Origin of the sequence: uncultured Cyclobacterium sp. (genome assembly GCF_963977555.1) — a bacterium.
Taxonomy (GTDB): Bacteria; Bacteroidota; Bacteroidia; order Cytophagales; family Cyclobacteriaceae; genus Cyclobacterium.
This window is the reverse complement of the sequence record NZ_CAXBPD010000030.1, coordinates 16,596-42,891: the sequence shown is the minus strand read 5'-3', so window position 1 is coordinate 42,891 and position 26,296 is coordinate 16,596. Positions and strand designations below refer to the sequence as shown.

At 38.9% G+C, this 26,296-nt stretch carries 19 protein-coding genes and 1 pseudogene; 16 read left to right on the top strand and 4 right to left on the bottom strand.

What is annotated here, in order from left to right; translation table 11 throughout:
* From AAC073_RS23915 to AAC073_RS23855, 13 genes and pseudogenes are all read left to right on the top strand, one after another.
* Window positions 1-284: pseudogene (locus tag AAC073_RS23915) on the top strand (IS110 family transposase); the annotation flags it as partial.
* Window positions 285-327: 43 nt separating this feature from the next.
* Window positions 328-702 carry a hypothetical protein gene (locus AAC073_RS23910; protein ID WP_339926311.1) on the top strand — a complete coding sequence of 125 codons (375 nt, stop codon included), beginning with the start codon at window positions 328-330 and terminating at the stop codon, window positions 700-702.
* Window positions 681-1,190 (top strand): hypothetical protein, encoded by a 510-nt coding sequence (locus AAC073_RS23905; protein WP_339926310.1) that lies wholly within the window; start codon window positions 681-683, stop codon window positions 1,188-1,190. Before AAC073_RS23910 ends, AAC073_RS23905 begins: the two co-directional genes overlap by 22 nt.
* A 469-nt stretch (window positions 1,191-1,659) precedes the next feature.
* Window positions 1,660-2,169, top strand: a complete 510-nt coding sequence (locus AAC073_RS23900; RefSeq protein WP_339926309.1) for a 2Fe-2S iron-sulfur cluster-binding protein — start codon at window positions 1,660-1,662, stop codon at window positions 2,167-2,169.
* Window positions 2,162-3,181 carry a xanthine dehydrogenase family protein subunit M gene (locus AAC073_RS23895; RefSeq protein ID WP_339926308.1) on the top strand — a complete coding sequence of 340 codons (1,020 nt, stop codon included), beginning with the start codon at window positions 2,162-2,164 and terminating at the stop codon, window positions 3,179-3,181. Before AAC073_RS23900 ends, AAC073_RS23895 begins: the two co-directional genes overlap by 8 nt.
* Before the next feature lie 8 nt (window positions 3,182-3,189).
* Window positions 3,190-5,427 (top strand): xanthine dehydrogenase family protein molybdopterin-binding subunit, encoded by a 2,238-nt coding sequence (locus AAC073_RS23890; RefSeq protein WP_339926307.1) that lies wholly within the window; start codon window positions 3,190-3,192, stop codon window positions 5,425-5,427.
* 175 nt (window positions 5,428-5,602) lie between these two features.
* Window positions 5,603-5,797 (top strand): hypothetical protein, encoded by a 195-nt coding sequence (locus AAC073_RS23885; protein ID WP_339926306.1) that lies wholly within the window; start codon window positions 5,603-5,605, stop codon window positions 5,795-5,797.
* Window positions 5,798-6,149: 352 nt separating this feature from the next.
* On the top strand, window positions 6,150-6,545 hold the full coding sequence (locus tag AAC073_RS23880) for a hypothetical protein (RefSeq protein ID WP_339926305.1): 396 nt from the start codon (window positions 6,150-6,152) through the stop codon (window positions 6,543-6,545).
* Between the two features lie 571 nt (window positions 6,546-7,116).
* On the top strand, window positions 7,117-10,560 hold the full coding sequence (locus AAC073_RS23875) for a TonB-dependent receptor (RefSeq protein WP_339926304.1): 3,444 nt from the start codon (window positions 7,117-7,119) through the stop codon (window positions 10,558-10,560).
* Between the two features lie 12 nt (window positions 10,561-10,572).
* Window positions 10,573-11,955 (top strand): RagB/SusD family nutrient uptake outer membrane protein, encoded by a 1,383-nt coding sequence (locus tag AAC073_RS23870; protein ID WP_339926303.1) that lies wholly within the window; start codon window positions 10,573-10,575, stop codon window positions 11,953-11,955.
* Between the two features lie 182 nt (window positions 11,956-12,137).
* Window positions 12,138-12,761 (top strand): hypothetical protein, encoded by a 624-nt coding sequence (locus tag AAC073_RS23865; protein WP_339926302.1) that lies wholly within the window; start codon window positions 12,138-12,140, stop codon window positions 12,759-12,761.
* Between the two features lie 26 nt (window positions 12,762-12,787).
* Window positions 12,788-13,921, top strand: coding sequence for a hypothetical protein (locus AAC073_RS23860; RefSeq protein WP_339926301.1), 1,134 nt, complete (start codon window positions 12,788-12,790; stop codon window positions 13,919-13,921).
* Window positions 13,922-14,275: 354 nt separating this feature from the next.
* On the top strand, window positions 14,276-15,415 hold the full coding sequence (locus AAC073_RS23855) for a PKD domain-containing protein (protein ID WP_339926300.1): 1,140 nt from the start codon (window positions 14,276-14,278) through the stop codon (window positions 15,413-15,415).
* A 732-nt stretch (window positions 15,416-16,147) separates the two neighbouring features.
* Here AAC073_RS23855 and AAC073_RS23850 read toward each other — a convergent pair.
* From AAC073_RS23850 to AAC073_RS23835, 4 genes are all read right to left on the bottom strand, one after another.
* Window positions 16,148-16,591 (bottom strand): hypothetical protein, encoded by a 444-nt coding sequence (locus AAC073_RS23850; RefSeq protein ID WP_339926299.1) that lies wholly within the window; start codon window positions 16,589-16,591, stop codon window positions 16,148-16,150.
* 37 nt (window positions 16,592-16,628) lie between these two features.
* The gene (locus tag AAC073_RS23845; RefSeq protein WP_339926298.1) at window positions 16,629-18,236 is read right to left on the bottom strand and encodes a RagB/SusD family nutrient uptake outer membrane protein; all 1,608 of its coding nucleotides are present in this window, start codon (window positions 18,234-18,236) and stop codon (window positions 16,629-16,631) included.
* 19 nt (window positions 18,237-18,255) lie between these two features.
* Window positions 18,256-21,648 carry a TonB-dependent receptor gene (locus tag AAC073_RS23840; protein WP_339926297.1) on the bottom strand — a complete coding sequence of 1,131 codons (3,393 nt, stop codon included), beginning with the start codon at window positions 21,646-21,648 and terminating at the stop codon, window positions 18,256-18,258.
* Window positions 21,649-21,970: 322 nt separating this feature from the next.
* Window positions 21,971-22,507: a hypothetical protein gene (locus AAC073_RS23835; protein WP_339926296.1), complete on the bottom strand. Its 537-nt coding sequence runs from the start codon at window positions 22,505-22,507 to the stop codon at window positions 21,971-21,973.
* 944 nt (window positions 22,508-23,451) lie between these two features.
* Between AAC073_RS23835 and AAC073_RS23830 the strand changes: the two genes are divergently transcribed.
* The 3 genes from AAC073_RS23830 (at window position 23,452) to AAC073_RS23820 (ending at window position 26,151) form a co-directional block, all read left to right on the top strand.
* Complete coding sequence (locus AAC073_RS23830) at window positions 23,452-24,111, top strand: hypothetical protein (RefSeq protein WP_339926295.1); 660 nt, start codon at window positions 23,452-23,454, stop codon at window positions 24,109-24,111.
* Window positions 24,112-24,414: 303 nt separating this feature from the next.
* The gene (locus AAC073_RS23825; protein WP_339926294.1) at window positions 24,415-25,023 is read left to right on the top strand and encodes a sigma-70 family RNA polymerase sigma factor; all 609 of its coding nucleotides are present in this window, start codon (window positions 24,415-24,417) and stop codon (window positions 25,021-25,023) included.
* A 126-nt stretch (window positions 25,024-25,149) separates the two neighbouring features.
* Complete coding sequence (locus AAC073_RS23820) at window positions 25,150-26,151, top strand: FecR domain-containing protein (protein WP_339926293.1); 1,002 nt, start codon at window positions 25,150-25,152, stop codon at window positions 26,149-26,151.
* The last annotated feature ends 145 nt before the right edge of the window (window positions 26,152-26,296 follow it).

Below are 26,296 nucleotides of genomic sequence, written 5' to 3'. Positions count from 1 at the left end.
TGAAGGATTCTACACCACTACGAGACTTCTTCCATAGAATAAGCTTTAGAAAAGGAAGGGTTTCGGCAATAAGTGCCACCGCCCGTAAGCTGGCGGTTATCATCTGGAATAACTTGTCCCGTATTTTCGGGATAGTGGTGAAGGGAGTTCCCTATATTAATCCGGAAGGCTATCTCTTCCTAGATCAGAAAAGAAAATTGGGTTTAGTTAAACGGATAAAGAAACAAATCGATAAATTCGGTCTGACTAATGAGGACCTTGGGCTCGAAATTGAGCCAATTTGAAGGTTTTTTTGTAACGTTAGTCAGAATTAAAAAATAAAAAAAAATGAAATCAATGGTCAATAACATCACCGCCTTAAACCAACAAATCTATTTTGAAAATCTAAAGCGATTGGAATCCAAACCATACAAATCATTTTTTCAAAAAGACATGTACTTAAATAATGAAATAATAAAGCATGTTCAATCCGGCGAATTACCTCATGACAAAATAACTCATCCCAATCCAGGTGATTTTAACGAAATGCTAAAAGGGGATTTGTGGAAAACAACAGGATATAGTGTGTTAGAAAATGGTACTTTATATAGTGCAAGTCATACGGAATTGCCCAATTGCACTGCTGAAATGTTTGAATGGTGGTTTTGGTGGCATTCTGGAGAGTCTGAACGCTATGCCTTATGGTATCGTACTGTCACGTAAGTATTGAGGCAAAAAATAAAGAAATACTTGAGGACTCAAAACTTAGTCATAGAGAAAAGTACATTGGTAATACTCATATTATAACCGAATACTTAAATGACACTAAAAATGATATTGAAATAGAATTTGTTCCACCCGAAGAATTTGGGTTTGAAAAAGAAATTCTTGAAAATGCAGGCATAACAGCAAGTGCATGCGGCTATGTTTATTCTCAGAAACCCAAAGCAAAAATTTGTGAAATGATTCACTTATTCAAACAAACTAAAGAGGGCGGAGAACTGATTAGTAGGTATTACGTTGGCGAAAATATGGCGGCATTAATTGGAAGCAAGGAAATTGAGTTACCTAAATTTCTGAAGAAAAAAATATTACACAGCAATAGTTCCGGAATACAAATGGCGTATGAACAAGTAATGCATGACCAAATTGAGTTTACACATTTGGCTTCAATGCTTCCTGAATTATTCAAGGAATATGGAAAGAAGTAAAACTACTACTAGCGTTCTGTGACCCATAGATTTGGGGACGGTTTTGTTCTCAATTTATCGGGATAATCCTGTCCTGCTGCAGATCAACAGTCATTTGATTTGTAGTAAACTACCGGAGTCAAAGTACTGTTTGAAAAAACAGTTTTAAATTGATCCTCTCGTCTTCATACTTCACCCTTTTCAATAAAGGAAACTGAACAGATCTTAAGATCGAACTTAAACGTTCTTGCAGGTATCTTTTACAAATGACATTTATTCCAATGCCATATTTCAATACCACTTTTTTTCGTGCTCACATAATTAAGTAAATAATTTCTAGACTTTTATTTAGATTATTTCCAAACTAGATGTAATAAATAGCTTAGAATCAAAATCCATAATCATATATAGCTGGATTAATATAACTTCATTGATTATAAGTTGTATTTTTAATGGATAAAGCATAACTTAGTCTAAAAGACAGCATCTTATGAAGAGTACCGATAGAGCTAAGGGCGTAGCCGTAAATAAAATCAATGTCAACCTCAGTTTAAACAATCAGAATGTTAAACTAAAGTTGCAACCTTGGGTTAGCCTTCTTGATGCTATTCGAGACCATTGTGACCTTACGGGGACTAAAAAGGGTTGTGATCATGGGCAATGTGGCGCGTGCACCGTGATATGTGATGGAGAGCGTATCCTAAGCTGTCTATCGCTGGCGGTGATGAAAGACGGATCTAAAATCACTACCATAGAAGGTGTCGCAAATGGCAAAGAACTGCATGCGCTTCAAAAAGCATTTATTGAGCACGATGCTTTTCAATGCGGTTATTGTACGCCTGGGCAGATATGCAGCGCTATAGGAATGCTAGATGAAGGCCATGCCAACACCCGTGAAGAAGTCAAGGAATTAATGAGTGGTAATCTATGCAGGTGTGGAGCTAACAGCAATATTATAGATGCTATTATGGAAATTAAAGAAAACGCAAATCATGAATAATTTTGCTTATCAAAAAGCCGCAGATACCAGTGATGCCCTGCATAAAGTAGCCCAAGGTACAGCATCAAGTTTTATAGCTGGAGGTACAAACTTGATTGATTTGTGGAAGTACAATCTCGTACACCCAGAAAACCTTATTGATATTAATGGGCTTAGAGATTATAAAAGTATTAATAAAACGGAAGATGGTGGTCTGCTCTTAGGTGCGCTAGTCACCAACTCGGCAACTGCCTATAACGAGCACATTGTTGAGAAGTACCCCTTACTTTCTAAGGCAATCTTAGCAGGAGCTTCGGCGCAGATTAGAAACAGTGCTACCAACGGTGGTAATCTACTTCAAAAAACCCGTTGCTATTATTTTTACGATGCTGCTTCACCCTGTAACAAACGTGAACCAGGAACTGGATGCCCAGCAAAAGAGGGTTTAAACCGTATGCACGCCATTGTAGGATACAGTGAAGATTGTATTGCGGTCTTTCCCTCAGATATGTGTGTGGCATTGGCAGCTTTAGAAGCTGTAGTCAACGTTAATGGGCCAGAAGGTGAGCGCAAAATCCCGTTTGAGGATTTTCATCGTCTTCCTGGTAATACGCCACATATAGACAATAACTTAGCTAAAAACGAATTGATCACAAGCATCTCCTTACCGAAGGAAGGCTTCGCAGAAAACTATTCGTATCTCAAACTTCGCGATAGAAATTCGTATGCCTTTGCTTTGGTAAGTGTAGCCACTGGAATAAAACTGAAAGATGGTAAAATTGAAAAGATAAGGATCGTGCTCGGCGGTATAGCCCATAAACCTTGGCGAGTTACCGAAGCTGAAGATTTTCTTATTGATAAAGAAGCAAATGTAGACAACTTCATGGCAGCGGCAGAAATTATTTTAAAAGGAGCCAAAGGTTTTGGTGATAATGACTTTAAAATAGACCTGGCAAAACGAGCCATAGTCCGTAATGGAATGATGGCATTGAATCCAGAATCACAACGCCCAGGGGCGCAACCCTCTCTATAATATATAGTATGAAATCATCATCACAAATAGGCAAACCTACAAGTAGGCTAGAAGGCGAACTTAAAGTTACGGGTGCTGCCAAATATGCTGGGGAATATAATGTAGCTGACCTGCTGCAAGGATATCCTGTCAACAGTACGATAACCAAAGGAAAGATAATAAAACTGGATGAAACCACCGCTAGGCAAGTGCCGGGAGTAATCGAAATCTTTTCACATAACAACCGTCCAAAATTACCTTGGTTTGATTTTATGTTTATGGACATGGACGTACCGCCTGGAAGTCCGTTTAAACCGCTACTTGATGAGAAGATAATATATAATGGGCAACCCATTGCTTGCGTCATTGCCGAAGACTTTGAGACGGCCCGTTATGCTGCTTCCCTGATTCAAGTAACTTATGAAGAAGAACCATTTGTTACCCAATTGGCCGCAAACTTAGCGGAAGCTCGCAAACCGAAAAAAGGGATGGCGACCTTTTTAAAACCACTGCCTCCAAGCCCTAACGGTAATTTTGAGAAAGCTTTTGACCAAGCAGATGCGACGTATAGTGGGGAGTTTATCCACGGTACAGAACACCATAACCCATTAGAACTTTTTGCCAGCACCACGGTTTATGAGGGAGATGGCAAGATTACGGTTTATGATAAAACGCAGGGCACTAACAATTGTCAAATTTATATAGCCAACATTTTTGGTCTCAGTTTTGGGGATGTTCGGGTGGTTTCTCCTTTTGTGGGAGGCGGCTTTGGTTCCGGGTTGCGACCACAGTACCAATTATTTATGAGTGTAATGGCGGCGCTAGAACTTAAGCGTAATGTGCGCGTAACGTTGGATAGGGCACAGATGTTCACCTTTGGGCATAGACCACAGACCGTACAAAAAACAAATTTTGGAGCCTCGGCAGATGGTAAGGTTACAGCCATTAATCATACTGCTATCGCAGAAACTTCGCAAATAGAAGATTATACCGAAGTGGTGGTCAATTGGGCCAATATGCTTTACCCGGCAAAGAATACCAAGTTAGAATATAAACTTGTAAACTTAGATGTTTATACTCCTATAGATATGCGTGCGCCCGGTGGAAGTACTGGCTTGCATGCCATTGAGGCAACAATGGACGAACTCGCCTATAAATTGAATATTGATCCGTTGGAGTTTAGGTTGATTAACTATGCCGAAAGGGATGTGAGTTCAGACAAACCATTTTCAAGTAAGGAGTTGAAGGAATGTTACCGTCAGGGTGCAGAAAAATTTGGTTGGTCAGACCGCAATCCTGAAACGCGTGCCACCAAGCGTGGCAACCGTTTAGTAGGTAGTGGCATGAGTTCTGGTATGTGGGATGTTATTTGTATTCCCGCTAAAGCGAAAGCAAAGCTGGACAAGAAGGGGAAGCTGATCGTTAAAAGTGCCGTAACAGATATAGGAACAGGAACGCTAACCGTAATGACGCAGATTGCCGCCGATGCTTTGGGAATGGACATCAATGATGTGACCTTTAAATATGGTGACAGTAAACATCCTATGTCACCTATTCAAGGTGGCTCCTATACGACCGGTGTGGTAGGCGCCGCTGTGCACGGAGCTTGCCAAGCACTGAAGAAAAAAATCTATAAAAAAGCAAGAAAGATGGAAAACTCACCTTTTTCATCTGCAGCTATTGAGGATGTAGAATTTAAAGAGGGTGCGATTTATCTTAAGGGTGATTCCAGTAAATCGGTAACCTTTAAACAAGTCATTGCGCAGAATGGTGGTGACCCATTAAAAGCATCTAAAAGTAATATTCCCAATGTTTTTAAACTGAAACAATACACACGTGCTGCCCACAGTGCTGCCTTTGTAGAAGTTGAAGTAGATGAGCAATTGGGTATGGTCAATGTTACAAGAGCAGTAACTGCCGTAGCCGCAGGAAGAATTATCAACCCTAAAACGGCTCGAAGTCAAATACTCGGCGGTATGGTTTGGGGAATAAGCAAAGCCCTGCGTGAAGAAACTTTAATGGATCATAACCTGGGTAAATACATGAACCCCAATCTAGGTGAGTATCACATTCCGGTGCACGCAGACATTCACGACCTTGAGGTGATTTTTGTAGATGAAAAAGACGATATCATAAATGAGCTTGGTGTTAAGGGCATTGGAGAAATTGGTCTGGTTTCGATGGCTCCGGCCATTGCCAATGCTATTTACCACGCTACTGGTAAGCGAGAGAACAAGCTTCCCATACATTTTGATAAGCTGTTATAAACACTCCCACCTTACCCTTCAGTGGCGATACATTAGAGAACTTATACTCGGTATTGGAATATTTAAGTCTTTGGCAACTGTTATAAAGATGCTGATGATTCTTAATAAACAATAATTCATAAGCATTAAGGATTCGGAAATAGGTAGATTTTAAGTATAGAAGTAACTAACGCAGATGCCTTGGGATGATCTTGAAGTGATATTAAATAAACGTATTCCGCCGAAACAAAGAGGGGGACATGCTCATCATCCACGGGTACTGATTGGTGCTGTAATCATCAGTTTATTGAGTTTTTCAGCAGACCCTAATTATTATTCTCAGAACCATGCTCAGGGGCCAAATTGGTCAAGTCATCATGTTGGGAATTAGACTTACTAGGGGGAAAATCTTTCCCTTTTTTGTTTTTTAATTATCACATATAGAATAAATAGTTAGGATGTTATATTGCGTTTTTTAGGTGATTAAGTCGTCGACTTTCACTTGAGCTTTAAACCTGATATTTTTGCTTTTATTACCATTGTTGAGTTGAGGCTACATAAGGTAATGGTAGTGGAAAGCTAAGTTCATTCTGTTCGCTTCTCAAGGTTCTAATATTTCTAAATTATGCGCCATATTACATGAAAATGAAATTGTACCATATAATATATAATAATTTTAATTTAAAATAGGGACTATTTAAAAAATCCTTATATTTAGAAATTAAGCAACAATAAGCCCAAAAATGCCTCAATATAAACTTGATCCTTTCTCAAGTGAAATGCCTGATATTAATAATTTGGAGTCTTCCAAGTTGTTAAAGGATACTAGTATATGGGATAATTTCAGAAATGGTGCTGAAGCTGCATCCATTCAAATTTCTGAGCAATTTTTTGGTAATCTATATGCTTGTGACAATCGCTTATCTCAATATGAACCCCAGACCAAAGACAGGAATAAGGAAGTCTTCTTTGATCTCCGGGGCCTAGGGCATAAAATAGGCCCTACTGACAATATTAAGTTTTATTTACTGAAATGCCTTAAACGGAAACTTCAGCGGCATTATTCCAAATTGGAACACATAAGGGAAAGCCTTGAAACCAGTAAGGATTTAGAATTTACAATGCCCCATAAACAGTAGTTGGATAGCTATTGGACCAATTGGATGGTAGCCTATCCAGAGTAGGTAAGGGAGTTTAAAAAGGCCAGAGAAATTTTGCTTAGGGTTCGGTACAAGTAGTACCAGGTACTTAAAGTCATCCGGATGGATATCCTGCAGCAACAGCTTTGGTAATCAGAACAGAAAAAGAAGATTGAAAAAGTACCTTCTTTTCAATTGGCGATCCATGGGGCTATTTTACCGCATTGCCGCCATTCTCTACCTTTCGTTTGGCCTCGTGGCTGTCTAACGTTTTATAGGCACAATACCGCGCCTGGTTGAAGACGAAATTATCTGGTCTGGCAGATTTCAGGAGAAGACCCTATAGCAGGTAGTATCAAGCATAGCATATATTGAGGAATTAAAATAAAGCATACATGAAAAGATGTTTCAATTAAAATTTTAAATCTATGGTATACTTATATGACCCCTAAAAAAGCATCCTGGTAAAAACCAACCAGCAAAGGACTGGTCTAAAGATGGTGAACATTTAGGGATGAGGCCATCCATAGCCCAGACCTATTGAAATTAATTTCCAATAAACCCCAAAATTATGAAAAATAAATTACTAAAGGCAATTCTCATATTGTCAAAAGGCTTTTTGTACGGCTTACTATTACCAATGATGCTGGTTAACTTTGCCAGTATCATCCAGGCAAAGGTTGTAGACAAGCGGATAGAAGAAGTATCCATTCGTTTATCAGCTTCTGAGCTGAGTGTGCAACCATTTTTCAACGAGGTTGAAAGCGAAACCCCTTTTAAGTTTTCATACGAAAACAAAGAGTTGGATAAATCTCAGATCATCCAATTTAAATACAAAACAGGAAGTGATGAATACCGGCTAAAAGAGATGGGTCGGCAATTAGGCATGAGTTTTCGGCAAATGAACCACCCCATTCATTTGGCCCTGAATGAACCACCAGAGGTTAAGATCCTTGAGGAGGCGGCCTGGGGTCCGGTTAGCGGTACGGTAACCGATGAAAATGGTGAGCCATTGCCGGGGGCATCTGTTACTGTAGCTGGAACAGCCACCGGTACTGTGACAGATTTGGATGGCAATTATAGCATTAATGTTCCAGATGGAGGGACATTAATTTTTTCTTATATAGGGTTTGAGGCGATGCGGGTCTCGGTGGATAACAGGTCTAATATTGACGTTAGTTTACAAGCTGATATTTCTTCATTGGACGAAGTGGTGGTAGTAGGCTATGGCACGGTTAATAAAAGGGATTTAACCTCAGCTATTTCACAGGTAAGTGGCAAGGATATTGAAAACCGTTTCACTTCAAGAATTGACGAGGCCCTTCAGGGCAAACTTGCTGGGGTATCTGTCCAGCAAACCAGTGGCTTACCCGGAGCAGCGCCTGTTATAAGGATTCGTGGCACCAGCTCAATTACCGAGGGTAACCAACCGCTATGGGTGGTTGATGGCATGCCCATCGAAGATGCCAATATAATTGCTAATATTAACATGAGTGATGCCGAGAGTGTGGAGGTACTCAAAGATGCCGCAGCAGCTGCCATTTATGGTTCTCGGGCATCTAATGGTGTGGTTATAATCACTACTAAAAAAGGCAAGTCTGGCAAACCAAATATTTCCTATAACATGAGATATGGTATACAGGAACCTGAAAAATTAGTTGATTTTGTTTCAGGGCCTGAACAAGCTGAGATTCTGGCAGAATGGAGGTCATGGCGTTGGGAATCAACCGGTGGTGATCCAAATCTGCCAAATGCAAGTAGACCGGCCAATATGAGGATTGACCCCAACTGGCTGACAGGGGATGTTCCTGATCATAATATCCAGGATCTTCTATTCCAGACTGCCACTATTCAAAACCACAATGTTTCCCTTTCAGGCTGTTCTGACAATACGACTTATTTCATGTCATTAGATTACATGGATCAGGAAGGTATTGCTGTCGGGACCTCTTTTGAAAGGTTCTCGTTAAGGACCAACATTGAATCAAGAGTGACAGATCTTATCACTATTGGGTTAAATATGGCAGGAAGCACTTCCACTCAGATTGACGCCAATTCTGAAGGAAAAGATAGAAATATAAATGTTTCATTGAGGAATGGTGCTCTTGTAGACGCCTCAGATTATTATTTTTTGGATAATGGTTTTTTATTCAGAAATGATTATTCCTTCGAGTATGGGCTAGGTAATTCTTCAAAAAGTGTCTATGAGCTTAACAATCTAAAACAGAAATTTACCAGACCACAGGCACTCATTAATACGCACATCGATTTTAACCTAATTGATGGCTTGGTCTTCAAGGTGGCAGGATACTATAGATACAATTCTCTTAAGTTTTCAGAAAGAAGAGATGTGATACTTGGGGGGGGCAATCCACTTGCTTCAATTTCGAACGAATATCAGAGTAATTGGACGCTGGAATCAACACTCAACTACAACAAAAAAATTGGTAAACACGCTGTTACAGGGTTATTGGGATATAGTAGTCAGAAAGACTATTCCGAATTTTCATCCTTATCAGGCAGGGGCTTTCCCAATGACCTTTCCCTTACTTTGAATAATGCAACCGAGATATCGAATTGGAACGAAAATATCAATGAATGGTCCCTTATTTCCATGTTTGCAAGGGCTACTTATGGTTATGACTCTCGTTATTTAGTCACTGCGAGCACCCGAAGAGATGGTAGTTCGAGGTTTGGTACTAATAATAAATGGGGCTTATTCCCATCTGTTTCAGCAGCCTGGAATATTTCTAATGAAGCCTTTTTGAGAGATAATTCAATCATTAGTAATCTAAAGTTACGAGCAAGCTATGGAAAGACAGGTAATAACCGAATTGGAAACTACCGGCACTATGCTACACTGGCAAATGCCAATGCTGTACTGGGATCAGGTGAAGTACTTGTCAGCGGTTTGACACCAGGTGGTTTTGAAAATAGAGATTTAACCTGGGAAAGAACAGCAACAACTAATATTGGGATTGACCTTGGATTTCTCAGCGATAGGATTAATTTATCTATTGATGCCTATGAAGCGCTAACTGATGATCTCCTTTTATCAACCCCGCTACCACTAACAACAGGATTTTCATCCACTATATTAAATGTAGGTGATGTAAGTAATAAGGGTATAGAGATAGAATTGAATACAAGAAATATTACTACCTCTGATTTTCAGTGGAGTACTACTTTTAATTATTCTTTTAATAAGAATGAAGTCTTGAAAATGGGTCAAAATGATGCTCCGATCATAGATGGTGAGTGGTACTCTCGTGTCAGTTACACAGGAGTAGGGGAGGCAATTGGAAGTTTCTACATGTGGGAAGCAGATGGTATTTTTCAAAATGAGGCAGAGGTAGAAGCCGGACCTATTTTTAAGGATGAAGGGGTGGGAGACGTACGCTTCAAGGATCAGGATGGTGATGGGGATGTCGATGAGGATGACAGAAAGATCGTAGGTCAGCCAATGCCCAAGTGGCAATTTGGTTTGACCAATAATCTGATTTACAAAGATTTCGACTTTAGTATTTTTATCAATGGCTCCGGAGGACATAAAATTTACAATGCTCAAGCCAGATATTATGACAGGGCAAGTGCTGCTGATGGAAATTTGATGAGCCGATGGGCAGATAGATGGCGTTCCGAAGCTAATCCTGGTGATGGTATCACGCCAAAAATCTCTTCTACAACCGGTACCAATGGGACAGATGAAGAACAAGATGCATGGCTTTATGATGCAGACTGGTGGAGAATTAAAAACATCACACTTGGCTACAATTTACCAGAAACCTTATTATCAAAAATAAAGGTCTCCCGATTGAGAGTTTATGTCTCAGCTGATAATCTTTTCTTAAATACTGATTATGTGGGTTATAATACAGAAGGAGTGTTTGCTCCCGGCGCGGCAAACAGAGGTGCCAACCAAACTGAGGCCAGCGCAAGCGGAAGTTGGGGTTATGATTTCGGAACCTTGCCACTACCAAGAACTTTTGCAGTTGGTTTAAATCTCACATTTTAAATGCTACTTACCATGATGAAATTAAATAAGATATATAGGACAGTTCTATTACTATTTGCAATCTCTTTGGGGGCATGCAGTGAGGAATTTCTAGACCTGCCCCCACAGAGCAACGGTACAGTGGGTCAGTTCTATTCCAATCAGGCTGACTTTGAAACAGCGGTAGTAGGTTTATATTCCGGATTTAGAGGCGCAATGATTGAATTACAGATGCTGGAAGAATATCGTGGAGATAATTTGACGAATATTCAATATTGGTATCTCGAACTTGCTGAAAATCAATTCGGTCCGAATACAACTAGTAGGTTTTGGGATCTTTATACGCAATTAGTTTATCCTGCCAATGTCATACTGGACAGAGTTGATGAAGTAGATATGGATGATGCAGCCAGGGACAGAATAAAGGGTCAGACCTACTTCTTTAGGGGATTTGCTTATTACACTTTAAACTTATGGTTTGGAGGTGTACCAAGTGTTACAGAACCACTAAGTGTTGATGAATCCTATAGTCTCGGACGATCTACTGAAGCTGAAATCTGGGCTTTAGTGGAATCTGACTTCTCTCAGGCTGTCTCATTACTCGACCCTTCAGTTGAAATAGGAAAAGTGGATAAGTATGATGCTGAAACCTATCTGGCAAAAGCCCTTATGCAACAGCAGAAGTGGAGTCAGGCAGAAACAGCTTTAGCAGATGTTTTCAATAATAGTGGGGCTGCACTTGAGACCAATTGGAATAACTTGTGGACAATGGATGCCGAGAAAAGTTCTCAGGAATACATGCTTTCAGTAATATTAAGCCCAGTTGCTCCAGCCAACAACTGGGCGCAGCAGTTTTTATATATGGAAAACACACCAGGTTTACAGGGTAACTTCTTATATAAGCCAGGTTATTATGATTCATTTGAAACTGGTGATATCAGAAGGGATGAGACACTGGGTTTTACCCCTAATCAATTGAAAGAGGAGAATAGGAAATATGACTTTGGATTTGACCTAAATGAATTTAGGTTTATTGGAGATCTGGTTGTACTTAGATTCGCAGATGTACAACTGCTGTATGCTGAAGCTATCTCCATGAATGCAAATTCAACCCAACAACAGTCATTGGATCTGATGAACGAGACAAGAATCAGAGCAGGTTTAGCCCCTCTGACTCTTGAAGATGTCCCTACGCTTGATGATTTTATTACAGCTATTTTAGCAGAAAGAAGGGCCGAACTGGCATTTGAGGGACATAGGTATTCTGACCTGAAAAGGCAGAATAAGCTTGTAGAATATGTAAATGCCATGGGTGGAGTCTATAATTTTAATGAAACTTACAACTATGTTCCAATCCCATTGCAGGAGATTGACAAGGTAGGAGCTGATATCCTGAAACAAAATGAAGGTTACTAATACCAACCGCCTCAGCTTCTATGAAGTAAATTATTAGTGAACTGATATTGATCTCATAAACAAATGAGGTGGATTAGGTCCACCTTATTTGCTTTATATGTTCGGGTTTATGGTTCTTTCTTACTAGCAGCTTATTAAAATAAATTAAAGAATAATAGCTTTATCATAATAAAAAAATCATCATGAAGCATATTACCATTGTCTTGCTAATTATCTTTTTAATGCCAATAGTCCAATCATGCACTAATAAGGTTATTGACAACAGCTATATCAAATACGAAAGTGTCCGGTTAAATTCCGAGGAGAGAAAGATTGTGGAGGAAAAACTGGACGAACTTCACGAAAAATTCGATCCTGAGGAGAACATGATCACAAAGACGCTGAGCGGATATAACTACCATACCGATGCGGATAGTGGCGTATTTCATGAAGTTCGGGGCTCATTCTATTATGCCGCTTTATTATTGGATTTGGCTGATGACCAATACACGGATCGGGCTTTTAATATTATTGAAAAGACAATCACTTTGCAAGATCAGGATACTACTTCCAAATCAGTTGGTGTATGGCCCTATTACCTGGAAGAGCCACTTTCAACAAAAAAATCGCCTATTGATTATAACTGGGCCGATTTCAATGCTGTAAGTCTTCTTGACGTTTGGATGGGTCATCAGGATAGGATTCCAAGCGACCTAAAACCCAAAATCAAAGACGCGCTGATTCTGGCAGCCAAATCAATCCAAAAACGAAATATGCGCCCTGGTTATACCAATTCGCTATCATGGGGGCTTATGTTACCTATATGACTTCAAATCTGTTTAATCTTCCGGAAATGAGTGAATATGCAAGTGGAAGACTGAAACGATTCTATGATTATACGCTTGACAAGGGAGGGTTTTCGGAGTACAACAGTCCTGCATACACGATTGTAGCTCTAGATGAATTGTTTCGCATGAAATCACACATTATTGAGCCCACTGCCAGACAACAAGTTGACTCATTGTATGCCATCGGTTGGGATATCATTGCCAGACATTATCATAAACCCACCGGTCAATGGGCTGGACCTCATAGCCGTTCATACAGTACATTGGTTCAGCCAACTTTTTATTCAATATTAAAAGAAGGGTCAAATGGACAAATAGATGTAGGAATTGAACAAAAACGTAAGAATGTAAAGATCAAACATCAAATCCCACCGTATTTGATGCCCTATTTTCTTTCTCCTGAATACCCGCGTACAGAAAAAGATGTCTTCGAGAAAGAAAATCCTCAAACCATTGGTACATGTTACCTAACTGATGAATATGCACTTTCTACGGCAAACAGATCAAGTCTTTGGAATCAGCGCCGTCCATTTTTATTGTATTGGGGACAGGTTCAAAAACCGAAATACTTACAGGTTAGGTTTCTGCATGATAATTATGATTTCAGTTCTTCCACTTTTTATAGTGAGCAGGAACAAAATAAAATTCTTGCAGGTATCAACTTTATTTCCAACGGGGGAGATAAACATATTAGTATAGACCGGTTAAAAGACGGGAAGTTCATTGCTAAAGATCTTCGGCTACGTTTTGAGTTTGGTAATATGAATGACCAGGATAAACTTGTTTTACCAAAGTCAGTTAATGACTTGATCAAAATTAACCTTGAACAATTGAATTTAAATATGCAGCTATTCAGTGCCCAATTTGACGAATTTACCGGTAGTTGGGAAAAAGGCGGTGATGATACTAATTGTTGGATAGATCTTGTCTTTTATTCGGGAGTTGAGAAGGAATTTGATTTAACTAAAATCGACAAAGCCTTTGCGGGATTTATATTTGAAGTTAATACGGTGGGTGATCGTCAGGAGAATAGAGAAGTAAAAATCTCTGAAACTGATGGGATATTGAATATCGAGTGGAAAGGACTTAAATTGGAAACCCCTGTAAAACCTCAATCCCCGGAGAATACATTCATTTAAAAAGAGTTGTTTTTCCCCACTCATGAATTTAGGGGAATTATAGGTTTTAAGTTTGATCGTAAGTGATTTTGTTTCTGTGGAAGGATGGGAATAGTGGTTGTCAGCCAAATGCTGAGGCCAGTTTAAAGAGCGTAAGGTATGCCGAATAGAAACAAAAACTCAAATCCAATCGAAGAGCCTGTGGCCAAAGATCTCAGGTACTTCTATTCCAGAAAAAGTAAATACTGAAAAATGAAAACCATTGACAGGTCTAAAAAAGGATATAAGCCGGTCTATTCTAAATTGGATGATTGGAAAAAAAGATAAATGAATATGCTTATGCGTTTAAAATGTTTTTTTGATAGATGGCCCACAATGACTAAACTGAAAATTTTTCTGTTTACTGTTTTGGCTGTTTTTTGTACTTCTTCGGTGAAGGCACAAAATGATTCAGCGAATGATACCTCCGGAAATAAAGTGCTTTTCAAAATTTTTCAATTCCCTAAAAATCAGATGCCACGCATAGATGGAAAATCGGGTGACTGGGATATGGTACCGGAATCGTATGTATATGGTAATGAAATGTTGAAAGATACAGAGGATGGATTTGGGGACGCCATTGATCATACCAGTGATTTGAACGTAAGCGTAAAGGTAGGTTGGGTAAAGGGATTGAATAGGCTATACTTTTTGTATGAAGCTACGGATGATTTTTGGGATTTCGGGAGGTTTAGTAACAAGGGGTACCTCAATGATATTTTCGAAATAGTGGTTGATGGCGACATGTCGGGTGGTCCTTTTATTTATAACCCGATTTATAATAAAGATAACCTGAAGTGGGATAGCAAATCGGAGGCCTATTTAGAAAACCATTTTACGTTTAGTGGTGTCCACGCTCAAAATTACCATATCTATACGCCACCTGTAAATAACGCATGGGTTTTGATTTGGGGAAATCAACATTGGATAGGTGATTTTCCACAATCCAATTATGCTTATGATTACAACTTTGAACCTGGAGATGGAGGGAAGCTCGTTTTGGAATTCTGGGTGACTCCTTATGATTATGCCCCTTATGAAGGCCCTCAAAAGGCCATAGAATCGGAACTCATTCAGGGCGATAGCATTGGGCTCTCTTGGTCTATTTTGGATTTTGACGGTGGAAAAAGAGAAGGCCATTTCAATTTATCTCAAGATGTACGGATGGTGAAAGACGCGAGCTACCTGCGCAAGTTTAAATTGATGCCACTAGAAAGTGAATTAAAGGATTTGATCAAGGCAGAATGGTCTTTTGAAGTAATAGATATGGAAAATAAGCGTGTATCCTTCAGAGATGAATCACAAGGTGAGATTTTGAAATGGGAATGGGATTTTGGAGATGGAAATTACTCAAATCAACAAAATCCGATCCATCAATTCAAGGAAAAAGGAATTCACAAAGTGGTGACCTTAACTGTAGAAGGGCCTGCCGGTAAATCCAAGCATACGAAGTATTGGGAAGTAATGATTAGATAAATATTGTTTTGTAGCAAAGGGGATAGGGCTTATTAAAAGAAGGCTCGACTTTATATATACAAAGCCCCTGCAAAGTCTCGGAATGACGAATATATAAACTTCCGCCTTGTAGCTTTTGGGCATTAAGAAATTTAAGATGCGATGGCAAGGGCACAGGCACTGTTTGACGAAGTTTTTGGTTTAGTAATCATTAAATAAACAAGGCCAATATTAAAACCAAAAACTAAGGAGTTTGCCTGTGTGCGGGTGGCCTTAAATTTTAGCCGAAAAGATACATAGCGGCGGGGTTTTTCCTGACTAGCTCCGCTTCAGGACAGGTTGCTTACATTTTTGACCACTGAATTGCTCCGCATAAGGGCAGGCCACTGAGTCGCTTCGCTTCAGGGAAGACCTGCAGCAAAAAAGTAAAAATGGTTATTTAATATGAATTGGTATAGATATTCAGAAATGTAAATCAAAATGCATCATGGACATATTAAAGCCCTTGGCAAAAGTAAAGGCCTAATTAAAATTTATCCGTTCATTTCTTTTCTCCTGAGTTGCTCCACTTCAGGGCAGAACTAGTACGAAAAAAAGAGATCCTGCCATATTTTGGCAGGATCTCTGGTACGTCACCTTTTATCATCTTTTTCCTGACATGACGATCAATTCGCCATCAAGATGTCTTCGACTATAGGCCCTGTTTTTCAAAGGGCGCAGGCAATTCATTAAAGCATAAATCGTTGTAAAGAACTATGGTTCAAGCGTGATTGAAATGATCCCTGAATCGGTTTCTCCTGAAAATACAATAGTAACGGCATCGCCTACACTATTCAAACCTGCTTCCGCCTTTGTGTAGGTTACGGTTGTAGTCAAATCTTCACCAACCGTCACCTCTTTTAAAGACCCATCTAAAGGCAATAACTGTAATGCTCCATCTGGATCCCATGAAGGCACCTGGTTTTTTAAAACCTCTGCTTTCATCACATCTCCTGGTTTTGCATTTGGAAAATAGGCATTTATGGTGAAGTCAGGATCTGCTGCTGTCACATCAGTTGATGTGACTTCAGAAATACCTGTAAAGATCACGTTACCATTTGCATCTAGAGGGATGTCAAAATAGGGTTGCTCGGTACAACTCATCATTAATAAAAACGACACTACGAATGATATCGATAATATATTTTTAGTTTTCATATTTATTCAACTTTTTGATTAAATGAATTCCTCAAGACTAATTTGCTTGCGTTGGTAAATACCCAAAATTCTGCTGGATTTCCCCATTGTTATTCATTTCATCTCCCGGTATTGGAGATAATAAATGCTGGGGGGTAAAAGCAAAGTTGAATATCTTAGGTTGGTGTCCAACGAAGTTTGCAATGCTTGTGATTTCTTCCTCCCCGTAAACTATGCATCTTCTCGTACGGCGCTGATCCCAAAGCATTTTGTTTTCAAATACCAACTCCCAAGCACGTTCACTAAGTATTTCTTTCAGCGTAATCGTTGCACCATTTAAAGGAGCTAAACCTGCTCTTAGCCTTACTTCATTTATTCCTTTTTCTATCTCTGAAGGACTTTCACCCAATGCCCAGTTTACTTCTGTGAGCATTAACAATATATCAGCATATCGGTAATGGGACCAATTCAATCCGGATCCATTTACTGATTTTACTGCTGCTGCATCGTAGTATTTGTACAGGTGAGGGGGGAACCGAATGGTGTCGGTCTCATCATCAATATTAGTATCCCAAGTAAAAAACATTGCTCTCTCCATGGCTCGATTATCATTTTCACCATAGGAATCATGATAATGCTGAGCCGGAACAAATGAACCATTTTCATCAGATTTCGAAATTTTAGTCAATAAAGGTAAGGAAGGTTGTAAAATGCCATTGTTATAACCGGGTTGGGTGGAATATTGCACTTGAAATATCGCCTCTCCATTATTATTCATAGCCGGGTCATGCAAATCATCATAAGTTCCAAGCACATAATTACCGTATAGCGCGTCAAGCTGAGTTTTCGCTTTCTGCAAAAATGCCCGGGCAGTACCACCGGTCACAGGATATTCTTGCATGGCCCAAGATCCTTCTCCACACCAATCTTGACTAGGATTAGTCTCTACTTCCTGGTAGGGATATCCGGAAACTGTAAGGTATACATCCGCTAAAATAGCCCTGACCACATCCTGGGTTACACGTCCATTGTTTGATTTACCGGCTGGAACTGCATTTAGTGCAAATTCAAGATCAGGGATAATTACCTCATCATATATCTGCTTGAGACTGGTTCGAGCCATTGCTGCTTCAATTACATTGTCTAGTGGTGCGGTGATCATCACTGCATCTCCCCAGTACCGAACGATATTGAAATAATAGAAGGCGCGTAAGGCACGAACTTCACCTTGATATTGTGCCAATAAGGCTTGAGGTAGGTCTACAGAAGGGAGCAAATCCAGCGCAAGGTTAGCATCCTGAACTCCAGCATACCAATTCGCCCACTGATTATTGAAATTATCCAATAGGTTACCTGTAACCTGGTTCGTAGCATATTTATCGAATTGGGCATGTGGTTCGCTTGTAAATGCCCCACCTGTAGGGAACTCTAAGGTATTGGGTAAAATATTTCCCCAATCTCTGGCACCGCCGGTCCAGGAAGATAGCATTCTGTAAGCACCAATTGCTAAAGGTTCTCCGAATTCCCTAGCCGTCAAATCCCCTTGAGCGGTAAGCTGGTTAGTCGGTACTTCCTCCAAAAATTCCTCACAACTACTTAGGGTAAAAAAGAATACCAATAAATAAATTGCGGGTCTTATCACGATATAATTATTATTGTATTTCATATTATTAGCTCTTTTAAGATTAGAAATTAACATTAACTCCTAAAATGAAATTTGTAGGATTAGGATATTGATATTTATCAATATTCTGAATATTAGATCGTCCTTTATCCAGCGAACTACCTTCAGGATCGTACCCTTCCATCTCTATTGCAGTTAATAGGAAGAAGTTTTCCATTGAGTAATAAACCCGCAAATTATTAATGCCTACCAATTCAGAAAATGTGTAGCCTATCGAAGCTGCTTGTCCTCTGATAAATGCTGCATTATAAATTTCGTGGGTGTCAGTAAACGAATCGTAACGTGCACCGGCATTACCAGCTCTTACCTGAGCTACAATCGTTCCCTCCTGATGGTCTGGACGCCAGGCATCTAAAACCCTGTTAACCATACCTGACACAAATTGACGGTCTTCAGCAGACTCATGCACGATGGCTTTGTCCACCCCACCAACAAATTGTATCGTAATGTTCGCATCAAAATTCCCATAGGTGAATGAATTGATAAATCCACCGTAAACCCTAGGATAAGAATTACCAATAATATTACCATCAGAAATCAACTCGATTTTTCCATCCTGATTTACATCTTCAAACTTCAGGTCACCGGGCACCCTTCCATAGCGTGCAGCCAAAGCAGCTTCCTGTGTGCCATATACCCCCATACGGTTAAGGCCAAAGAAAGAACCTATGGGTTCCCCAACTCTATATACTGAAGTGGCATTACCTGCACCGGTATCAACAAAAACGTCGGCGTTTGTGGGACCAAGTTTCAAAATCTTATTTCGATTGGCAGACAAGGTCAGGCGTGAAGCCCATGTAAAGTTTTGCCTTTGAATATTGGTGGTTGCCAATCCGATTTCTACTCCTTTGTTTTCCACTTCTCCTAAGTTTACAAAAGCACTACCGGGTGCACTTGACTGTGGTAATGGAAGATTAAACAACATGTCGCTTGTTGTTTTATGGTAATAGTCAGCTACGATATTGAACCTGTCATTGAAAAGGCTCAGGTCTATGCCAATATCCCACTGAAAAGTTGTTTCCCATTTTAAGTCGGGGTTACCTGTAGATCCCGGATAGAATCCTGATCTTAAGCCATCACCAAACATTACATTTGTTGTGTTGATATACCTTTGTGTTACAAAACTTCCAATCTCTTGGTTACCTGTCTCACCAGCACTGGCTCGAACTTTTAGGTTAGAAATTACCCTGTTATCTTCCAGAAAAGCTTCATTGGAAATTGTCCAGCCCAATCCAATAGATGGAAAGAAAGTATATTTATTGTTGGGCCCGAACTTTGAAGATCCATCCATACGCCCAGTTGCTGTCAACATGTATTTGCTATCATAAGCATAATTGACACGCGCAAAGTAGGAATTGAGTGCACTTCTTTGATTTGACGAATGGGCTTGAGGTGTATTTGCACCTGCATTTAAATTATTGAAACCATAAAAATTTGATGGAAAATTAGATGCTTGTGCTTCTAGCCAATCTATTTGAGTTTCCTGCCAGGAAAGCCCGAGTACACCAGAAATGGAATGCTTATCAATTACTTTATCGTAATTAAAATAGTTTTCATTTTGCCAGTAAAACCACCGTTGATTACTTCCCCTAGCGTCAGAACTCCTTGTTCCTTGGAAGTCCCCGTTAAACCATCTACTGTCTTCACTTCTGTTATCTATCGCAAAATTAGCCTTAAAACTTAAATTTTCAGTAATTTGAGCATTAAGTACTACACCTCCTGTCAACTGTTGGTTTAGATAGTATCCTTCTCTCTGATCTGTTGTATACACAATATTTCTCCAATTTTCTCCAACTGGAAAATCTCTGCCAGTACTCCAGGTACCTGAATATATACCAAATTCAGGATCATCTGGATACTTGGTAGGCAAAATTGGCCACGTCTCTGAAATAGTCCTCAGTTGGTCATCTCCTCTAGTGTTTTTTGACCGTGAATACAAAATATTTGTACTTACACCTAACCATTTATTTAATTCGATATCCGTTGTAAATCGAGCATTTGTACGCTTGTAGTAAGATTGCATTAAAAGACCATCCTGGTCAGTATGTCCCAAGGCAAATGAGTATTTTGCATTTGCAGTCCCACCACTTACATCAATATAATGGTCTTGTGAAAAGGAATTGTCAAAAGCGATATCTTCCCAGTTTGAATAATACCTAGGTTTGTAATAATTTCCGTCATTCCCAACTAGATCCATAAAGTAACCTCCCTGGGGAACCTGTTCAAACAAATGCGGCATTTCAGACCACGAAGCGCCTGTACCTTTACCTCCTCTGAAATCCTTTGACTTATCCAGGGTACCATATTTAGGTGTGTTGGTAAACGCCTGCTCATAGAGGTAAAAAAATTGATCTGCAGTAACAGTATGATTATGTCTCTGCATTGTTCCCATAGTTGCAGAACCATTATAATTAACTTTCACTTCACCTACTTCTCCTCGCTTGGTGGTGATGATGATCACGCCATTTGCTCCTCGGGTACCATAGATCGCGGTTGCTGAAGCATCTTTCAGAATATCCATTGTTAAAATATCCTGTGGGTTTATATTTCTCAAGGCATTGCTAACTCCAATGATCCCATCGACTACGAAGAGTGGATCACTGTTCGAATTAATTGAGTTTGTACCTCTGATACGAATGATTGGATTGGATCCTGGGTACCCAGCCCCTTGCTTAACTACTTGAACACCTGAAACTTTGTTTTGCAAGGCTTGTCCAATATTAACCACTGGTCTATCCACGAGTTCCTTTGTTGATACACTGGAAACAGAGCCTGTGAGATCGCTTCTCCTTTGCGTACCATAGCCTATCACTACTACTTCATCGAGCCCGCTGATATCTTCAGTCAAGGTTATGTTGATTATTGTTCGAGTGCCTACTGTCTCACGCACGGATTCGAACCCTATAAAGGAAAAGTCCAGTATGGCATTTCCATCGACTACATCAATCTCATATCGCCCCTCTAAATCAGTGACAGTTCCATTTTGAGTGCCAACAACGCGTACATTTACCCCGGGGATACCCTCCGGATCAGTTTCAGTGGTGACTTTTCCGCTGACTGTTATAAACCTGACGGCAGGGGTGGAGCTGGACTGCTGTACTTTTTGAGCTTGGTTTTCTCTCGAGGTAATTACAATACTGTTTTCACTTCTTACATATTGTAATGCTGTATTTGCCAGAAGTAGATCCAGTGTAGTCTTGAGGGTTCTTCTGGACTTACTTAACGTTAGGTTTTGATGCTTTTTGATTTGACCCAACTGATAAGAGAGCTTGTAAGGAGTGCTTTCATTAATCTTTTTGAAGGCACTCAATAGTGATTCATCATTTAGTTCTATACTGACAAAAACCTCTTCAAGATCCGGTAATTGATTGTTGGCTTTCGTTGTAGTAATCATAAAAAGAAATACTAAAAAGCCGACTCCAAGCGTTTTAAAATGAATTGCCAATGATTGACAATTCACGGGATAAAGTCCACGGTTTTTAAACAGGACACGATTCATCCTAGATAATTGTAATTTCATAGCTTTGATTTGGGTTAATTGATAATGACTCAATTTTTGCCTTTCATTAGGCAGCGCTGCTTCGGGTGCAACCGGAGCAGCTTTTTTGTTTTTGTGATTTTACATAGGCTGTGTTGTTTTTATATTTTTAGGTCAATTAAAATGGTTGTTGTTATTTTCCTCCCTTGAGGAAATACCGCTGCGTTTTGTCAACGTTTCAAGGACCTGATCTAAGTCTTCCCCCCAATCTCAGGGTGTTATGTCTCAATTCAAAAATTGCTTCTCTAGAAAGGGTTACTAATCGTGTTAAAAAATCCTCAGGAAGCCTTATCATCGAACCGGAGTTCAACAAGATTTCACTGCTATCCGAAAGATCCATGTATTTTCTTTCACCAATACCCGCTGAAAAGGGTGTAAAGTCTTTTTGGTTGATTTGTTCAGTTTCTTTTGAAAGAAAAAATAATGGAGTCAAGCTAGCAAAGAGATTAAAGAATGCTGCAGCCCAGTACCACTTCCTATTTATATAAGTTGGTTTTGAAACATTTAAATGAGCGGCCTTTCTTTCATTGATTTTTCGACACGAATCACTACTGGATAGCAAGCTACGATCTACACCAGCACTAGGGAGATTCCACGACTCTTGCATTTTTCGGTTTGGAGTATCCCTATAATCAGGATCACTGAGCAATCCAAAAAGCTCCTCTTTCTTAAATGGCGAACTGGTGTTGGGCAGATATTTATTGAATAGATGCATAAATCGGGCATTAATATTCAATTATTAATAGTTTATTTTAAAATGGTTATTAATTAACAAATTTTAAGTAACATAAACAAATTTGAGCAAAATGCTGTCTTAATTTAAGATCAAATTTAATATTTCGGTTTTTGAGTCCGTTGTGAAAGTTTTTAGGTTAAATTTGGAAATAGAATCTCCGATAGTACATTCTCAGGAGGTTTTTTGTGGTCATCAAAGGGGCTATCTAGCCATTTTTGAAATTCAATTTTAACTAACCTATTTAGTCGAATTAATATTACCAGATTGGACAGATGCCATTCTTATTTTGCAGCCGCCTACTTTTTAAATACTAACCGTTGGTATGCCACGAAGCTGTGGTAATCCAATGGGAAGTGCAATGGTCTTACTGTAGTAATAGGGGTGGAGTGGTTATAGATGGATTATACCTAAGCTGGGTAGATTCATCTGAAAAGCAAATAAAGAAGGCTATCGGTAAGCCATAAGAGGGGGAACTTTCTTGTATTTAACCGGATACAATTTGATTTAGGGGGTACTGATGGTTTACTTCTTCTTATTATATTTATGGGTATTAATAAATAGGCTATCAGGCGTTACTCTACTGGCATATGCAGAAAAACATGGATACTGTTCCAGAATAGGTTAAATTCGGATAAAGGTAAAATAACATATGATTGAAAAAAGTGTTCACAATGGCCTAACATCACCTTGGATAAAGCGGGAGTTTCTGAGTAAATATGAAAATGCAATAGCTTTATAAGCTAGGAGAAGGTTGGAAAGGTAGGTTCCCAAATGCCGACCGTCTCTCATTTGAATCCCATTTGAGGCGACTGGCGCACAGACTAAAAAGAGAATGTTAAATTGAAAGGTTTGGTATTATAAAAGCAAATAGAAAGACATCACATGCATTTTACAGGAATGTGTGTTAAAAGACACTAAAAATAATGAAAAGAGTACTTCAATTACTGTTATTCGTAACCATAGGATTAATATTATTAGTCTCATGCGAAAAAGATGATTCTCTGTCAAAAATGAGATTATGCGATGATAAAGAAAATTTCTATTACTCGGGAGAGGGAAAAATTTATCTTGGAAAACAATCATTGTCTGAAATTTATATTGTGTTTGAACAAGAAAATATTACAAAAGAGTTAGCAGAGTCCATACTGAGTAAATATTCCTTCATAACAAATAGCGCTATAACAGGGTACATCAATTACGATCAAGTTTGGCTAAGAATCAATGAGCCTTTGACCGACTGTATGCAAGTCAATAATTATTTGAAAGAATTAAATCAAGACGATGAAATTTATTCAGCTACACCTATATTTTACACCAATGAGAAAGACCCAAATTCTTATTTTGTTTTACTAAGTGAAGTTCTCACAAAAATTGATGAGAATATTATTTCTGAATCTGACTTTATAGATTATGCAGAAACAAAGAATTTAGAATTAATTAGTTCAAGTTATTCTATTCAATATTTTAAAAATAAAAAAGTTGAAACAGGTTTTGAGTCCTTAGAAATTTCTCAACAGATTTATGAAAGTGGAAAAGCAGCATATTCTCACCCGAATTTTATTGTAAAGATTGAACTGCATTAAGTGGCTTTATGGAGAAGCCTACACCAGGTTTTTCGAATATAATAGAAAAGAGTTTTAAAAAATGGGGGAAGATATAGATGCTTCTCTTTATTCATCAACATATTCTAGAATTGTTTATAAGGCAATGATAGTAGAAATCTAAGTCCATTTTGCTAAGTTCTCAGATTCCCCCATAACATGAAGGTTTGCGGTGTAATATTCAAAAATGTAATTGTGCCATTTTTTAGGCAATAATTTTAATTTAAAATAGTGACTGTTCAAAATATCCTTATATTTAGAAATTAAGCAACAAAAAACCCAAAAATGCCTCAATATAAACTTGATTCATATTCAAGTGAAATTTCCTATGGAAGAAATCCGGATACCTCTAATACTGTAGAGGATAAGGTGCTATGGGATGAATTCAGAAAAGGTGCTGACGCTGCCTTTATTCAGATTTATGAGCAATTTTTTGATAGTCTATTTGCTTATGGCATGCGTTTATCTAAGGATGAATCTCAGACCAAGGATGGGATTCAGGAAGTCTTCTTTGACCTCAAGCGCCTGCGCCACAAAGTAGGACCTACGGACAATATTAAATTTTATTTACTCACATGTCTTAAGCGGAAACTCCAGCGTCAGTTTTCTAAATGGGAACATAAAAGAGAAAGTTTTGACACCAGTCAGGATTTCGACTTCACCATTTCACACGAACAGCAGTTGATTGATCAACAAATGGGTATGGAGAAGATTGAGGAGTTAAATAATGCTATTGCCAAGCTAAGTCCCAGAAAAAAGGAAATCATTTACTATTTTTTTTACGAAGGTTTCAGTTACGTCCAAGTTCAGGAAATAATGGGATTAGAAAGTGTTAAAACTACTCGAAATCTAATGTACAAGGCTTTGGACTTTTTACGAGAGAAGCTTAAATAGGACAATAGGGAAGTACAATTCGGAAGCCTTCTCCATTCAAAATTAAAATATTTTGAAATAAATTAAATTTTTTAGGTGTTCTTTTGGAGCTGCTCTGTATTTGCCTATAAAGCCAATACAATTTCGATGAAAACCAAAGAGGATTTTTTAACTGATCCAGAGTTTATTAACTGGGTAATGCATCCAAATGATCAGATGAATGATTATTGGTCTAAATGGATGCAAGCCAATCCTGAAAGCGTTCGCGAATTAAAATTGGCAAGAGAGCTCTTATTGCGTACCAGCTATGGAGAATACAGGGCTCCGGTGGGGATGAAAGAGGAGATTAGGCAAAAGCTTTTAACCATAAAACCCGCGGACCATCCAATAGAAAAGAAGAATTACCGATGGATAATAAATCTAGCAGCTGTATTCTTAATAGGGTTTGCCTTGGTATGGATCTCTGGCGTATTTAACCAAAACATAGTAGAGAATCCTGTTGAAATGGTGGTGATGCATCATAAGAGGACTGCTTCAGGCGAAAAATTACAGTTAACCCTGGCGGATGGCTCAAGGGTTTGGTTGAACAGCAACAGTGAAATCTCTTTTCCAGATAAGTTTGGAGCTACAGAGAGAAGGGTGATTTTAAAGGGAGAAGCATTTATAGAAGTGGAGAAGGATAGCCTTAAACCATTTAGAGTAGTGGCTCAGGGATTGGTGACCACAGCTTTGGGTACTTCCTTCAATATTAAGGAAAAAGGAGTAACAGAAATCAGTATTTCATTGGTAACAGGTAAAATTAAGATTGAGAATGTTTCCACAAATGAAGGCTTCTTTCTTAGTCCTGGAGAACAATTGCATAGGGATCCCAATACAGGTGAAAAAAGCATACGGAAGTTTGATACGCATACTATTTCATCATGGAAAGAGGGGACCATATTATTTGAGAAATCAAATCTTGAAGAGGTGGTCGCGATACTGGAAAATTGGTATGGGGTAAAAATTGAAGTTGAGAACACTACGAATGCCTCTTGGGAATTTTCGGGTGAATACCATAAGCAAAGCCTTGCAAATGTTTTGAAGAGTATGGCTTACGTACAGAATTTTGAATATGAATTAAAAGGAAAAAATGTCACAATCAAATTTTAAAACTAGAATTCCCAAAATACCACCTTAATAAAACCGGTTGGATAAATCCAACCGGCAGTGGGAGGTCTAATGATGGAGAACATTGGGGAATGGATCCACCAATAGACCATGCGTATTGAAATAAATTCCAATAAACCCTTAAAAA

What these genes read in the sequence shown, in the direction of transcription:
- AAC073_RS23835 (WP_339926296.1), bottom strand. Translation starts at nt 22,507, where the DNA reads ATGCATCTATTCAATAAATATCTGCCCAACACCAGTTCGCCATTTAAG.
- AAC073_RS23865 (WP_339926302.1), top strand. Translation starts at nt 12,138, where the DNA reads ATGAAGCATATTACCATTGTCTTGCTAATTATCTTTTTAATGCCAATA.
- AAC073_RS23860 (WP_339926301.1), top strand. Translation starts at nt 12,788, where the DNA reads ATGAGTGAATATGCAAGTGGAAGACTGAAACGATTCTATGATTATACG.
- AAC073_RS23830 (WP_339926295.1), top strand. Translation starts at nt 23,452, where the DNA reads ATGAAAAGAGTACTTCAATTACTGTTATTCGTAACCATAGGATTAATA.
- AAC073_RS23905 (WP_339926310.1), top strand. Translation starts at nt 681, where the DNA reads ATGGTATCGTACTGTCACGTAAGTATTGAGGCAAAAAATAAAGAAATA.
- AAC073_RS23850 (WP_339926299.1), bottom strand. Translation starts at nt 16,591, where the DNA reads ATGAAAACTAAAAATATATTATCGATATCATTCGTAGTGTCGTTTTTA.
- AAC073_RS23910 (WP_339926311.1), top strand. Translation starts at nt 328, where the DNA reads ATGAAATCAATGGTCAATAACATCACCGCCTTAAACCAACAAATCTAT.
- AAC073_RS23885 (WP_339926306.1), top strand. Translation starts at nt 5,603, where the DNA reads ATGCCTTGGGATGATCTTGAAGTGATATTAAATAAACGTATTCCGCCG.
- AAC073_RS23855 (WP_339926300.1), top strand. Translation starts at nt 14,276, where the DNA reads ATGACTAAACTGAAAATTTTTCTGTTTACTGTTTTGGCTGTTTTTTGT.
- AAC073_RS23870 (WP_339926303.1), top strand. Translation starts at nt 10,573, where the DNA reads ATGATGAAATTAAATAAGATATATAGGACAGTTCTATTACTATTTGCA.
- AAC073_RS23825 (WP_339926294.1), top strand. Translation starts at nt 24,415, where the DNA reads ATGCCTCAATATAAACTTGATTCATATTCAAGTGAAATTTCCTATGGA.
- AAC073_RS23880 (WP_339926305.1), top strand. Translation starts at nt 6,150, where the DNA reads ATGCCTCAATATAAACTTGATCCTTTCTCAAGTGAAATGCCTGATATT.
- AAC073_RS23875 (WP_339926304.1), top strand. Translation starts at nt 7,117, where the DNA reads ATGAAAAATAAATTACTAAAGGCAATTCTCATATTGTCAAAAGGCTTT.
- AAC073_RS23900 (WP_339926309.1), top strand. Translation starts at nt 1,660, where the DNA reads ATGAAGAGTACCGATAGAGCTAAGGGCGTAGCCGTAAATAAAATCAAT.
- AAC073_RS23895 (WP_339926308.1), top strand. Translation starts at nt 2,162, where the DNA reads ATGAATAATTTTGCTTATCAAAAAGCCGCAGATACCAGTGATGCCCTG.
- AAC073_RS23840 (WP_339926297.1), bottom strand. Translation starts at nt 21,648, where the DNA reads ATGATTACTACAACGAAAGCCAACAATCAATTACCGGATCTTGAAGAG.
- AAC073_RS23845 (WP_339926298.1), bottom strand. Translation starts at nt 18,236, where the DNA reads ATGAAATACAATAATAATTATATCGTGATAAGACCCGCAATTTATTTA.
- AAC073_RS23890 (WP_339926307.1), top strand. Translation starts at nt 3,190, where the DNA reads ATGAAATCATCATCACAAATAGGCAAACCTACAAGTAGGCTAGAAGGC.
- AAC073_RS23820 (WP_339926293.1), top strand. Translation starts at nt 25,150, where the DNA reads ATGAAAACCAAAGAGGATTTTTTAACTGATCCAGAGTTTATTAACTGG.